We start from the raw sequence: 13,208 nt of genomic DNA, 5'->3' as shown, positions 1-13,208 counted from the left end.
CGTTTTAGTGCTTGATCATTACGTGGCGGATCGCTGTGTAATCCTCAAGGCCGTACATGGACATATCCTTGCCGTAGCCCGACAGCTTCATGCCGCCGTGGGGCATCTCGGTGGTCAGCATGAAGTGCGTGTTGACCCAGGTGCAGCCGTACTGCAGGCGCGCGGACAGGCGATGGGCGCGGCCGATATCGCTGGTCCACACCGAGGAGGCCAGGCCGTAGTCGGAGTCGTTGGCCCAGGCCAGTGCCTGTGCTTCGTCCTCGAACTCGGTGACCGAGACCACCGGGCCGAAGATTTCGCGACGGACCACTTCGTCGTCCTGGCGGGCGCCGGCGAGCACGGTCGGCTCGAAGAAGAAGCCCGCACGGTCGGCACGCTTGCCGCCAGTGACCACTTCGATGTGCGGCACCTGACGGGCGCGTTCGACGAAGCCGATCACGCGCTCCAGGTGCTGCTCGGTGATAACCGGGCCCAGTTCGGTGTTCGGGTCGTCCTGCTCGCCGTACTGGATGCTGGCGACGGCTTCGCCGAGCTTCTCCACGAACTTGGCGTAGATGCCTTTCTGCGCGTAGATGCGGCAGGCGGCGGTGCAGTCCTGGCCAGCGTTGTAGAAGCCGAAGGTGCGGATGCCTTCCACGGCGGCATCGATGTCGGCGTCGTCGAAGATCAGTACCGGTGCCTTGCCGCCCAGTTCCATGTGCATGCGCTTCACGGTGTCGGCGGTGCCCGCGATGATGCGGCTGCCGGTGGCGACCGAGCCGGTCAGCGAGACCATGCGCACTTTCGGGTGGGTGGTCAGCGGCTCGCCCACAGTCGGGCCACGGCCGAAGACCAGGTTGACCACGCCGGCAGGGAAGATGCCGGCCATCAGCTGCGCCAGGCGCAGGGCGGTCAGCGGGGTCTGCTCGGAGGGCTTGAGCACCACGGTGTTGCCGGCGGCCAGTGCCGGGCCGAGTTTCCACGCGACCATCATCAGCGGGTAGTTCCACGGCGCGATGGAGGCGACCACGCCCACCGGGTCGCGGCGGATCATCGAGGTGTGGCCCGGCAGGTATTCGCCAGCGGCGGAGCCTTGCATCACGCGGCAGGCGCCGGCGAAGAAGCGGAACACGTCGGCCACTGCCGGCAGTTCGTCGTTCAGCGCGGCGGCGTAGGGCTTGCCGCAGTTATTGGACTCCAGGCGGGCCAGTTCCTCGGCGTTGGCGTCGATGGCGTCGGCCAGTTGCAGCAGGAGCATCGCGCGGTCTTTCGGCGCGGTCTGCGACCAACTGTCGAAGGCGGCGTCGGCAGCCAGCACGGCGGCGTCGACCTGGGCCGGAGTGGCCTCGGCGATTTCCACCAGGGTGGTGCCCAGGGACGGGTTCACAACAGCGAGCTTCTCGCCTTCGCCAGCGACCAGTTGGCCGTTGATCAGCAGGTTGGTTTGCATGGTTGGGTCCTCTTGTTCAGGAGCGTGGTGCAAATTCGGTTGGGGTGTTTCTTCTTGGGGCCTGCCGGTTTTGGGGCGGCGGGCCTGAGGGGTTCTGTTGGATCGGAGCAGGGCTTTCCCTCTCCCTAGCCCTCTCCCTGAAGGGAGAGGGGACCGTTCGGTGCAGGATGAAACCAGGGTGTCAGCCGGCACGGATAACTCCCTCTCCCTTCAGGGAGAGGGCGGGGGAGAGGGCGCACGGCACCCAAGCTACTTGCCGCTCCCCGCCACGCCTTCGCCACCCTTGGTCAGGTAGTAGGCGCCGAGGATCGGCAGCATGGTCACGATCATCACCAGCATCGCCACCACGTTGGTTACCGGCACGTCGCGCGGGCGGCCCAACTGGTTGAGCAGCCAGATCGGCAGGGTGCGCTCATGGCCGGCAGTGAAGGTGGTGACGATGATCTCGTCGAAGGACAACGCGAACGCCAGCATGCCGCCGGCCAGCAGTGCCGAGCCGAGGTTGGGCAGGATCACGTAGCGGAAGGTCTGCCAGCCGTCGGCGCCCAGGTCCATCGAGGCTTCGATGAGGCTGTGCGAGGTGCGGCGGAAGCGTGCGATGACGTTGTTGTAGACGATCACCACGCAGAAGGTCGCGTGGCCGATGACGATGGTCAGGAAGCCCGGCTCGATGCCGAGGGTCTTGAACGCCGACAGCAGCGCGATGCCGGTGATGATGCCGGGCAGGGCGATCGGCAGGATCAGCATCAGCGAGATGCCTTCCTTGCCGAAGAAATCGCGGCGGTACAGCGCGGCGGCCGCGAGCGTGCCCAGGAGCATGGCGATCAGCGTGGCGACGCTGGCGATCTTCACCGACAGCTCGATGGCTTCGAGCACGTCCTGGCGCGCGAAGGCGACGCTGAACCAGTGCAGGGTGAAGCCCTTGGGCGGGAAGCTGAAGGCCGCGTCCTCGGTGTTGAAGGCATACATGAAGATGATCAGGATCGGGAAGTGCAGGAACACCAGCCCGCCCCAGGCGGCCGCTTTGAGCCCCCAGGATGCTTTCTCAGAGTGCATCGAAGGCCCCCAGACGTTTGACGATGGACAGGTACACGGCGATCAGCACGATGGGCACCAGGGTGAAGGCGGCGGCCATCGGCATGTTGCCGATCGCGCCCTGCTGGGCGTAGACCATGCTGCCGATGAAGTAGCCCGGCGGGCCTACCAGCTGCGGCACGATGAAGTCGCCCAGGGTCAGGCTGAAGGTGAAGATCGAGCCGGCGGCGATACCGGGGATCGACAGCGGCAGGATGACCTGGAAGAAGGTCTGCCGCGGGTGCGCGCCAAGGTCCGCCGAGGCTTGCAGCAGCGACGGCGGCAGGCGCTCCAGGGAGGCCTGGATCGGCAGGATCATGAACGGCAGCCAGATGTACACGAACACCAGGAAGCGCCCGAAGCTGGAAGTGGACAGGGTGTTGCCACCGATCCCCGGAATGCCCAGCAGCAGGTTCAGCACAGGCTCCAGGCCCAGGTGCTGGACGAACCACATGGCGACGCCGCCCTTGGCCAGCAGCAGGGTCCAGGCGTAGGCCTTGACGATGTAGCTGGCCCACATCGGCATCATCACGGCGATGTAGAAGAAAGCCTTGGTCTTGCCGGTGGTGTAGCGCGCCATGTAGTAGGCGATGGGGAAGGCCACCGCGCCACTGGCGATGGACACCGCGACGGCCATCAGCACGGTGCGCTGGATGATGTCGAAGTTGGAGCCGCTGAACAGCGAGCCGAAGTTGGCCCAGGTCAGGTCCGGCGTCACCGTCATGGTGAAGTCGTCGAAGGTGTAGAAACCCTGCCACAGCAGCGTCAGCAGCGAGCCCAGGTAGATCGCGCCGAACCACAGCAGCGGCGGGATCAGCAGCAGCGAGAGGTACAGCGTCGGCTTGCGGTAGAGCAGGTTGGACAGGCGGCGCAGCAGACCATTGCTGGCCGCCGGCAGCGCTGCATTCATCGTCAGTTCCATCTCACACGCCCTCGTTCAGTACCACCATCGCCTCGCGCGCCCAGCGAGCGGTCACGCGCTGGCCCGGCTGGTGGGCGAGGTCGATGTCGGCCCACTGGCTGTTGGCCTGGCTGAGGCAGAGGTTCTGGCCGTTGTCGAGACGGATCTCGTAGCGGGTCGCCGCGCCCTGGTACTGGATGTCGTGCAGCAGGCCGCTGATCTCGATGTCCGAGGCGCTGCGTTCGCCGTTGGCGAAGCGGATGTGCTCGGGGCGGATGGAGAAGGGCTGGGCGTTGCCGGTGAGGTTCTGGGCGATGTCGCCGCGCAGCACGTTGGAGGTGCCGACGAACTCGGCCACGAACGGAGTCGCTGGCTTCATGTAGAGGTTGCGCGGGGTGTCGACCTGCTCGATGCGGCCCTTGTTGAACACCGCGACGCGGTCGGACATGGACAGCGCTTCGCTCTGGTCGTGGGTGACGAAGATGAAGGTGATGCCCAGCTGGCGCTGCAGCTTCTTCAGCTCGCTCTGCATCTGCTCGCGCAGCTTGAGGTCCAGCGCGCCGAGGGGTTCGTCCAGCAATAGCACGCGAGGGCGGTTCACCAGGGCGCGGGCCAGGGCGACGCGCTGGCGCTGGCCACCGGAGAGCTGCACCGGCTTGCGTACGCCGTAGCCGCCCAGGGCGACCATGGCCAGGGCTTCTTCAGCACGCTTGAGGCGCTCGGCCTTGCCGATGCCTTTCACTTTCAGGCCGTAGGCGACGTTCTCCAGCACGCTCATGTGCGGGAACAGCGCGTAGTCCTGGAACACCGTGTTGACGTCGCGCTGGTAGGGCGGCAGGCCGGCGGCCTCCTCGCCATGGATGCGGATGGAGCCTGCGGTGGGTTGCTCGAAGCCGGCGATCAGGCGCAGGCAGGTGGTCTTGCCCGAACCCGACGGGCCGAGCATGGAGAAGAACTCGCCGTCCTTGATGTCGATGGACACCCGGTCAACGGCTTTCACCTCGCCGAACTGGCGGGAGACCTGGGTGAATTGAACAGCGGGGGTGGTCATGGTGCACGCTCCAAGGGGTAGGAATCCGGCGCGGCCGGGCCCTGCCCGTAAATCTGAAATACGGGTGAATCGATGCAATCGGATGGATATCGTGGCGCTCGCCGGCAAGGCGAGGCGCACGGGGCGGGTTCGCGAGCAAGCTCGCTCCTGCTGTAGGAGCGAGCTTGCTCGCGAACGCTCCAGGCCTTAGCGGCCGCCCATGATCCCGATGTAATCCTGGGTCCAGCGGCTGTACGGGACGAACTTGCCGCCCTCGGCCACCGGGGTCTTCCAGAACGCGATCTTGTCGAACTGGTTGTAGCCGTTGGTGGCGCAGCCTTCGCCGCCCAGCAGGGTGCTGGCCTTGCAGCCTTCCGGCACCGCCGGCACCGAGCCGAACCAGGCCGCCACGTCGCCCTGGACCTTGGGCTCCAGCGACCAGTTCAGCCATTTGTAGGCGCAGCTCGGGTGCTGGGCGTCGGCGTGCAGCATGGTGGTGTCGGCCCAGCCGGTGACGCCCTCTTTCGGGAACACGGTGGCGATCGGCTGACCTTCGGCCTTCAGGGCGTTGGCCTGGTACGGCCAGGCGCTGGAAGCGGCGACGCCTTCGTTCTTGAAGTCGCTCATCTGCACGGTGGTGTCGTGCCAGTAGCGGTGGATCAGGTCATGCTGCTTGCGCAGCAGTTCGACCACGGCGGCGTACTGCTTCTCGTCGAGCTGGTACGGGTCGGTGATGCCCAGCTCAGGCTGGGTGGCCTTCAGGTACAGCGCGGCATCGGCGACGTAGATCGGGCCGTCGTAGGCCTGCACGCGGCCCTTGTTCGGCTTGCCGTCGGGCAGGTTCTGCGCGTCGAACACGACTTTCCAGCTGTCCGGCGCGGTGGGGAAGACCTTGGTGTTGTACATCAGCAGGTTCGGGCCCCACTGGTACGGCGCGCCGTAGGTCTTGCCGTTGACCACGTACCAGGCGGCGTCCTTCAGGCGCGGGTCGATGTTCTTCCAGTTGGGGATCAGCGACGGGTCGATCGGCTGCACGCGCTTGCCGTAGATCAGGCGCAGGGAGGCGTCGCCCGAGGCGGTGACCAGGTCATAACCGCCCTTGGCCATCAGGCTGACCATCTCGTCGGAGGTGGCGGCGGTCTTCACGTTGACCTGGCAGCCGGTGTCCTTCTCGAACTGGGTGACCCAGTCATAGTTCTTGTCGGACTGGCCGCGCTCGATGTAGCCGGGCCAGGCGATGATGTCCAGGCGGCCTTCGCCTTTGCCGACTTCCTTCAGGGCCTCGGCGGCCTGGACGCCGGCGCTGGCCAGCAGGGCGGTGGTGATGGCACTGAGCAGTGCGGTCTTGCGCATCGGGTGTCTCCCTCTCGTTGTTGTCTCTATTGGTGGGGCAGGATCAATCGAGCAACAGCCCTTCAGGACGTGAGAAAACTACTGCGCTCGGCCAGGCGGCGTTGAAGCCACTCCGGGAAATGCTCATTTATGGGCATAAACTCCGCTTTCCCGGAGCGACTTCGCCTTGCCTGACCGTCGCTCGCTACGTTTTCACACGCCCTGATAGCGGGCTTCTTTTTATTAACCGGCGGGTGGCCCGCCGGATGGTTCAATCCAGTTGCTGGCCGTGGCGCGCCATGATGTGGCGCACCACGCTGTAGTCCTGCAGCGAGTCGCTGGACAGGTCCTTGCCGTAGCCCGAGCGCTTGAGCCCGCCGTGGGGCATCTCGCTGGCGAGCATGAAATGAGTGTTGATCCAGGTGCAGCCGTACTGCAGGCGGTTGGCGATCTGGAAGGCCTTGTCCAGGTTCTGCGTCCACACCGAGGAGGCCAGGCCGTATTCGGAGTCGTTGGCCCAGTCCACCGCCTGCTCCAATTGGTCGAAGCGGGTCACGGTGACGACCGGGCCGAATACTTCGCGCTGGACGATCTCGTCCTGCTGCTTGCAGCCGGCCAGCAGGGTCGGCTGGTAGTAGAAACCGGGGCCCGAATGCACGGCGGCGCCGGTGACGCGCTCGATGTGCGGCTGGCCGAGGGCGCGTTCGACGAAGCTGGCCACGCGGTCGCGCTGGCGGGCGCTGATCAGCGGGCTGATCTCGTTATCGGCGTCGCGCTTGCGGGCGAAGCGGATGCTTGCCACGGCGTCGCCCAGCTCGGCGACGAGGCGGTCATGGATGCCGGCCTGGGCATAGATGCGGCAGGCGGCGGTGCAGTCCTGCCCGGCGTTGTAGTAACCATGGGTACGCACGCCCTGGACCACGGCTTCGAGGTCGGCGTCGTTGCAGACGATCACCGGCGCCTTGCCGCCGAGTTCCAGATGGGTGCGTTTGAGCGTGCGCGAGGCGGCCTGGAGAATCTTCTGCCCGGTGACGATGTCGCCGGTGAGCGAGACCATGCGCACCTTCGGGTGGCTGACCAGATGACTGCCGACGCCTTCGCCGCCGCCGCAGACGATGTTGATCACGCCCGGTGGGAGAATCTCGGCCAGCGCCGGAGCCAGCGCCAGGATGCTCAGCGGGGTGTGTTCGGAGGGCTTGAACACCAGCGTGTTGCCGGCGGCCAGCGCGGGAGCGATCTTCCACGCGGCCATCATCAGCGGGTAGTTCCACGGCGCAATCGAGGCGACCACGCCCACCGGATCGCGACGCACCATGCTGGTGTGGCCGGGCACGTATTCGCCGGCCAGTTGGCCCTGCTGGCAGCGCACGGCGCCGGCAAAGAAGCGGAATACGTCGGCGGTCGCCGGGATATCGTCCTGGCGCGCGAGGTGCAGCGGCTTGCCGCAGTTCAGCGATTCCAGCTGGGCGAGGTCGTTCGCGCGCTTGTCGATGGCATCGGCGATGGCCAGCAGCGCGGCGGAACGCTGGGCCGGCGTGGTGCGGGCCCAGGTAGGGAAGGCACGGTGTGCGGCGGCGATGGCTTGCTCGACCTGATCGATGGAGCCGTCGGCGATGCTGATGAGGGTTTCGCCCGTGGTCGGGTTGATGATCGGCTCGGCCATGCCTTCGCCGGCGACCAGTTGGCCGTCGATCAGCAAGGCGGTATGCAGGGTTGCGCCGGTCATCTTGGAAACTCGTCTTTTATCTGTCTTGTTTTCGGGGGCCATGTGCGTGCTCCGGCGTAGGGGCGGTGCCCGGAACTTGGCCCTTTGGTATGGGACGAGAGACTAGAGTCCGGGCGTGGGGTCGACAAATTCTAATTACTGAAAGCGCCGTTCGATTAAATCGAACGCTGTAAGCCTCTAGATCGAAAGGCGTTTTGCGTTGGGCTGCTCGCGGGCGACGGTCAGGAATGGGTCCACCAGTGCCGGCCGCGCGGTGCCGCGCCGCCACGCCAGGCCCACGTCCAGGGGTTCGGACAGGTCCACCAGCGGCCGTGCTTCGATGATGTCGCCTTCCAGCGACCAGGGGCGGTAGGTCATGTCCGGCTGGATCGACAGGCCCAGGCCTGCCGCCACCAGGCTTCGCACCGCTTCCACCGAGGCGGTGCGCAGCGTTACCTGCGGCACCAGCCCGGCGCGCGACCAGATGCGCTGGGTGTGCAGGCCCATCTCGTCGGCGTTCAGCTGGATCAATGGCTCGCCCGCCACATCGGCGAGGGCGATGCTGTCGCGCTCCAGCAGCGGGTGCTGCGCCGGCAGCCAGAGGCGGTGCGGCGAGTGAGTCAGTACCTCGGTCTGCAGGGCGTGGCGGTCTTCCAGGTTGGAGAGGATCAGCACGCCGACGTCGATCTCGCCGCTCACCAGCAGGTGCTCGATGTACGGGCGTTCGTCCTCCACCACGCGGGTCTTCACGTTGGGGAAGGCGCGCTGGAAGCGGTTGATCAGGTCCGCCAGGTAATAGCCCGCCACCAGGCTGGTCACCCCGATGGTCAGGCTGCCGGCTACCTGGTCGGTGCTCTGCTGCAGGCTGCGCTTGGCGTTCTCCACCGTGGCCAGGATCAGGTGCGCCTGGCGCAGGAACTGGTGGCCCTGGTGGGTCAGGGTCATGCCCTTGGCGTGGCGATCGAACAGGCGTACGCCGATCTCTTCTTCCAGTTGCTGGATGGCCAGGGTCAGGGTCGACTGGGAAATGAACACCGCCTGGGCGGCGGCGGAGATCGAGCCAGTCTCGGCGACGGCGATGAAGTGGCGGATCTGGCGGAGCGTCATCATGGTGATTTGGCCGCTGGCGCGCGGAGCTGCGATCTAGAGCCTTGTCTAGCCGCTCTCGGCGCATTTCATTGTTGATTATCGAAAATCTATAGGAGCATTCTTTTTAATCGAATGAAAGCGGCCTATTTGCCCTGCGGACCCGCCGACAAAGGCCCGCAATATCCGGAAGCACACTGTCGCTGCGTCCCGACCGCGCGCTGGACTAGAGTCGGAATCCACAATTTTTGATAGACAGTGGAGATCGCCATGAACACTCGCGGCCTGCTTGACCAGCTTCTCAGATCCGGCCAGGACCTCCTGCAGAACAAGGGCGTGGCCCGGCAGGAGGGCGGTCAGCCATCCAGCAAGGGCGGTGGCCTGGACCTGGGCAGCCTGCTCTCTGGTGCCGGCGGCGGCGCTCTGGCAGCGGGCGCCCTGGGCCTGCTGATGGGCAGCAAGAAGGCGCGCAAGGTCGGCGGCAAGGTAGTCGCTTATGGCGGCCTCGCTGCGCTGGGTGTGCTGGCCTACAAGGCGTACGGCAATTGGCAGCAGAAGCAGGCCAGCGCTCCGCGCGGCGAGCCGCAGACCGTCGACCGCCTGCCGCCGGCCCAGGCCGAGCAGCACAGCCACGCCATCCTGCGAGCCATCGTCGCCGCCGCAAAGGCCGACGGACATATCGATGATCGCGAACGCCAGCTGATCGATGGCGAAATCGCCAAGCTAACCGGCGACGTCGAGCTGCAGGGCTGGCTCGACCGCGAACTGGCCAAGCCGCTCGATCCGGCCGAGGTCGCTCGCGCCGCCACCAGCGAGGAAATGGCCGCCGAGATGTATCTCGCGAGCCTGCTGATGGTCGACGAAACCAACTTCATGGAGCGCGCCTACCTCGACGAACTGGCCCGCCAGCTGAGCCTCGACGCCGGCCTCAAGGTCGAACTGGAAGCCCAGGCGCAGAAAGCACTGGAAGCCGTGCCCGCGTGAGTTCTTGACGGCCTTCGCAACCGCCGGACAAGCCCCGGGGCCCAGTCGCTTCGCCTGGCCCCACGGGTAATCGCCTTCGCCTGGCTCCTGCCCCACCCGGGCCGGCTGGCGGACGGCGCTGGCGCATCGGTGTGGCGGGACTATCGTTGCCCAACGCACACCGCGCGATGGCGAGGGACTGGTCATGAATACAACCGATCTACTGGAACAACTGCTGCGGGCCGGACAGGGCTCGGCGGCGCAACAACAAGGCGGCGCTGGCGGCGCGGACCCGTTGGGTGGCCTGGGCGGCTTGCTTGGTGGGCTGCTGGGTGGCGGCGGTGGCGGGGGCCTCGGCTCGATCCTTGGCGGCGCTAGCTCTGGTGGCTCCGGCGGCGGTGGTCTGGGTGGCCTGGGCGGCGTGCTGGGCAGCATGCTTGGTGGCGGCAACAGCGGTGGCGGGGCTCCCCAGGGACGTTCCGCTGGCGGCGGCGTCAACTACGCCATGCTCGCCTCACTGGGCATGATGGCCTTCCAGGCCTACCAGAACTGGCAGCGCCAGCAGAGCGCCAATCCCTCGCAGCAGCAATCCCTCACCACGGTCGATCAGCTTGACGGCCCCGAAGCCGAGGCCCACAGCCACGCAATACTCACCGCCATGCTTGCGGCCGCCAAGGCGGACGGGCGGATTGACCAGCGCGAACAAGCCGCCATCCAGGCTGAACTGCAGCGACACGCTGGCGAACCACAGCTGCAGGCCTGGATCGACGCCGAGATGCGCAAGCCGCTGGACGCCGCGGATGTCGCGCAGTCCGCCCAGGGCGACCCCGCCGTGGCCGCCGAAATGTACCTGGTCAGTGTGATGCTGGTGGACGATCAGCAGGACGCCGAACGCTCCTATCTCGACGAACTTGCCTACAACCTCAACCTCGCCCCGGAACTGCAGGCGCACCTGGAGCAGCAGGCGAAGGCGGGCGGTGAAGTAGCTTGATACAACTCAGGGCGTGGCCGTAGGAGCATTCGTACAATCTGACGGTCAGAGACGCTCGGACGAACGCACCCGTGCGGTGCGTTCGTTCCTCAATTCTGCAAGGAGGCTTCATGCCGTTCGCTCGTTTTGCCCTGCCCGCCGCGCTGCTGCTCAGCGCCACCGCCACCCTGGCCAACGCCGCCAAGCTCGAAGATGTCGCGCCTTATCCCAAGGCCGAAGAAGGCTTCGTGCGCCAGGTCATCCATCTGCCCAAACAGGCCCATGAAGAGAACCTCAAGGTAGAGATCCTCGCCGGCAAGACGCTGACCGTCGACTGCAACCGCCAGCGCCTGGGTGGCACCCTGGAGGAGAAGATCCTGGAAGGCTGGGGCTATTCCTACTACCGCCTGGACAAGGTCAGCGGCCCGGCCAGCACGCTGATGGCCTGCCCGGAAGGCAAGAGCAAGAAGGACTTCGTCCCGGTGATCGGCGAGGGCTTCGTGCTGCGTTACAACAGCAAGCTGCCCATCGTGATCTATGCGCCGAAGGACGTTGAAGTGCGCTACCGCCTCTGGTCTGCTTCCGACAAGGTCGAGCACGCCCGCGCGGAGTAACGCTATCCAGTTGTAGGAGCGAGCTTGCTCGCGAACAGCCTTCCCCGGGCTTCGGCGTTGGGTGGCTTCGCGAGCAAGCTCGCTCCTACAACGAAGCCTGCATAACCTCAGAGCGCTCCTCCGGCCTGGCGCATCGGTGCTGCCAGATTGCCTGGTACAAGGCTTCCAGATCACGGGTGACGCGCGCCGTGTCGAATAGCAGTGAACCCAGGGTGCTGCCGCGCGATACAGGCCTGTATGCAGTATCGGTGTACGTCATTTCCGAAAATGTCCCCGTCATTTCTCAACGCTCGCCCTGACTATGGAGCGTCCGCTTCGGTGCGTGGCAGGGTGCCGTCTTCTTCATTTTTCTTGTAGTGGGCGGAGCGGATATGGCGGCCGATTGGCTGGATCTACTGTTTACCGGGCTGGCAGGTTTGTCGGCGTTCGTGACCATCGCCGCTGCGTTGGCGCACGCAGTGGTTTTCCTGTGGCGGACCCCTGGGGGCATGCCGGGGCTGTTCTCCCGTGGGCGTTTGCAGGCGCTGGCGGACATGCGAGATGACCCGCGGACCACGGGCGAGCTGGCGACTTACCTGGACAGTGAGCTGGCGCTGGAGAAGTTCCGCACTGCCTCGGGCATCAGTGCCAATCACCAGCAGATGGTGGCGCTGATGCGACTGTTCCGCATGGGCATGTGGGAGCGCGAGGAGATTCGTAGCCTGGCCCGTTACCTGAAGGTTTCGCCGATATGGCCCTGCCCGCGAATCGAGATCGGCAGGCCGGAGCAGGTCGAAGCGATCAGCGCCCTTGTCATTGGCGTGGCCTTGCCCTTGAGCGGAGCGCTCGTCTGGGCTGCGCTGATCCTGAAGTTGCCGATCTACGGTTTCCTGCTCGGAGCGCTGGCTTTCCTGTTCTCGGTCCTGCTGGCGGGCTGGGTCGGCAAGGCCTGGGGCGACCTGCGCAGCGCCAAGCGCATCAAGGCTTACCTTGATGATCACCCACACATCCTGCAGTCGGCCGCCCGCGCCGCTAGCCAGGTGAAAGCCGCCGCCTGAGCGGATTCGGCCGCGCAACCCAAGTGCCCCGCAATAGGCGGGGCGCTTGCTTTCTACCCAGACGCAACGCCTGCGGCAATTTCGGTAGCTGCACCCAGGGCGAACGGCTCAATGAGATTTCGCCAGGCGTCAGGCTTGACGGAGTCCTCACCCTACCGGGCTGCCAGACCCTACGCCTACAAGTACCCCTTGCTCCCGCCCACAGACCTCCACCAGAAAATCCCACACCAGTCTCAGTCGCACCGACCGGTGCAACTCCCGCCGCGTGCACATCCAGTATTCCCGTTCGATGAACTCCTCCGGCAGTACCGGCACCAGCAGCGGGTCGTGCAGGCCCATGTACTGCGGGAGGATGGCGATGCCAATGCCCGCCTGGGCGGCCTGTTGCTGGGCGACCACGCTGGTGCTGCGGAAGACCACCTGCGGGTGGCGGCAGAAGCTGTGGTGGAACAGCAGTTCCTGGCTGAACAGAAGGTCGTCGACGTAGCCGATCCACGGGTGCTGGCCGAGGTCCTCGCGGTCGCGCAGGGGCGGAGCGTTTTCCAGGTAGGCGGGGCTGGCGAACAGGCTCAGGCGGTAGCGGGTGAGCAGGCGGCTGATGACCAGGTCGGCGCTGGGGCGTTCCAGGGTGATGGCGATGTCTGCCTCGCGGTTGGTGATGCTGACGAAGCGCGGCACGGAGACCAGTTCCACTTCCAGGCCGGGGTAGTGCTGCATCAGTTCGCCCATGCGCGGGGCAAGGAACATGGTGCCCAGCCCTTCGGTGACGCCGATGCGGATCTGCCCCAGCGGCGAGATGGCCTGGCTCATTTCCTCCTGGGCGAGCAGGGCGGTGTTCTCCATGGCCTCGGCGTGCTTGAGCAGCGCCTGGCCGGCGGGGGTGAGCTGGTAGCCGCCGGTGTGCTGGGCGAACAACTGGGTGCCGAGGTCGCGCTCGATGCTCTCGATATGCCGCGCCACGGTGGCGTGCGTGGTGCCCAGGCGCTTGGCGGTGGTCAACAGGCGGCCACTGCGGTGCAGCTCCAGGAAGTAGCGCAGGTCATTCCAGTCGAACATCTCGGCAGTCC

12 protein-coding genes are annotated in these 13,208 nt (G+C 65.9%); 4 read left to right on the top strand and 8 right to left on the bottom strand.

Translation table 11 applies throughout. The features are described from left to right. Window positions 1-4: 4 nt before the first annotated feature. The 7 genes from AC2T4A_RS25730 to AC2T4A_RS25700 all read right to left on the bottom strand — a co-directional run bounded on the left by AC2T4A_RS25730 (window position 5) and on the right by AC2T4A_RS25700 (window position 8,581). Window positions 5-1,429, bottom strand: a complete 1,425-nt coding sequence (locus tag AC2T4A_RS25730) for a gamma-aminobutyraldehyde dehydrogenase (protein ID WP_478379502.1) — start codon at window positions 1,427-1,429, stop codon at window positions 5-7. 249 nt (window positions 1,430-1,678) lie between these two features. After that, window positions 1,679-2,485, bottom strand: a complete 807-nt coding sequence (locus tag AC2T4A_RS25725) for an ABC transporter permease (protein ID WP_138212584.1) — start codon at window positions 2,483-2,485, stop codon at window positions 1,679-1,681. Further along, window positions 2,475-3,425 carry an ABC transporter permease gene (locus tag AC2T4A_RS25720; protein ID WP_486742116.1) on the bottom strand — a complete coding sequence of 317 codons (951 nt, stop codon included), beginning with the start codon at window positions 3,423-3,425 and terminating at the stop codon, window positions 2,475-2,477. The genes AC2T4A_RS25725 and AC2T4A_RS25720 overlap by 11 nt, the downstream gene beginning before the upstream one ends. 1 nt (window position 3,426) lies before the next feature. Next, a complete protein-coding gene (locus tag AC2T4A_RS25715) occupies window positions 3,427-4,455 on the bottom strand; it encodes an ABC transporter ATP-binding protein (RefSeq protein ID WP_486742115.1) in 1,029 nt (342 codons plus the stop codon). 186 nt (window positions 4,456-4,641) lie between these two features. Then, a complete protein-coding gene (gene ydcS, locus AC2T4A_RS25710) occupies window positions 4,642-5,787 on the bottom strand; it encodes a putative ABC transporter substrate-binding protein YdcS (RefSeq protein WP_478379503.1) in 1,146 nt (381 codons plus the stop codon). 250 nt (window positions 5,788-6,037) lie between these two features. Beyond that, window positions 6,038-7,492, bottom strand: a complete 1,455-nt coding sequence (locus AC2T4A_RS25705; RefSeq protein ID WP_486742114.1) for a gamma-aminobutyraldehyde dehydrogenase — start codon at window positions 7,490-7,492, stop codon at window positions 6,038-6,040. Window positions 7,493-7,669: 177 nt separating this feature from the next. After that, entirely contained in the window at window positions 7,670-8,581 is a 912-nt protein-coding gene (locus AC2T4A_RS25700; RefSeq protein ID WP_024765694.1) for a LysR family transcriptional regulator, read from the bottom strand. Between the two features lie 246 nt (window positions 8,582-8,827). Here AC2T4A_RS25700 and AC2T4A_RS25695 point away from each other — a divergent pair, with 246 nt between their 5' ends. From AC2T4A_RS25695 to AC2T4A_RS25680, 4 genes are all read left to right on the top strand, one after another. Then, window positions 8,828-9,541, top strand: coding sequence for a tellurite resistance TerB family protein (locus AC2T4A_RS25695; protein ID WP_486742113.1), 714 nt, complete (start codon window positions 8,828-8,830; stop codon window positions 9,539-9,541). A 184-nt stretch (window positions 9,542-9,725) separates the two neighbouring features. Then, complete coding sequence (locus tag AC2T4A_RS25690; RefSeq protein WP_486742112.1) at window positions 9,726-10,511, top strand: tellurite resistance TerB family protein; 786 nt, start codon at window positions 9,726-9,728, stop codon at window positions 10,509-10,511. A gap of 110 nt (window positions 10,512-10,621) precedes the next feature. Continuing rightward, a complete protein-coding gene (gene eco, locus AC2T4A_RS25685; protein ID WP_486742111.1) occupies window positions 10,622-11,104 on the top strand; it encodes a serine protease inhibitor ecotin in 483 nt (160 codons plus the stop codon). 371 nt (window positions 11,105-11,475) lie between these two features. After that, window positions 11,476-12,141 (top strand): hypothetical protein, encoded by a 666-nt coding sequence (locus tag AC2T4A_RS25680; protein ID WP_486742110.1) that lies wholly within the window; start codon window positions 11,476-11,478, stop codon window positions 12,139-12,141. Window positions 12,142-12,288: 147 nt separating this feature from the next. On the opposite strand, the gene AC2T4A_RS25675 is transcribed toward AC2T4A_RS25680, so the two are convergent. Continuing rightward, a complete protein-coding gene (locus AC2T4A_RS25675; protein WP_486742109.1) occupies window positions 12,289-13,197 on the bottom strand; it encodes a LysR family transcriptional regulator in 909 nt (302 codons plus the stop codon). Between the last annotated feature and the right edge of the window lie 11 nt (window positions 13,198-13,208).

This window comes from Pseudomonas sp. PVC-3-1 (genome assembly GCF_057444315.1).
This window is presented reverse-complemented; position numbering and strand designations above follow the sequence as displayed.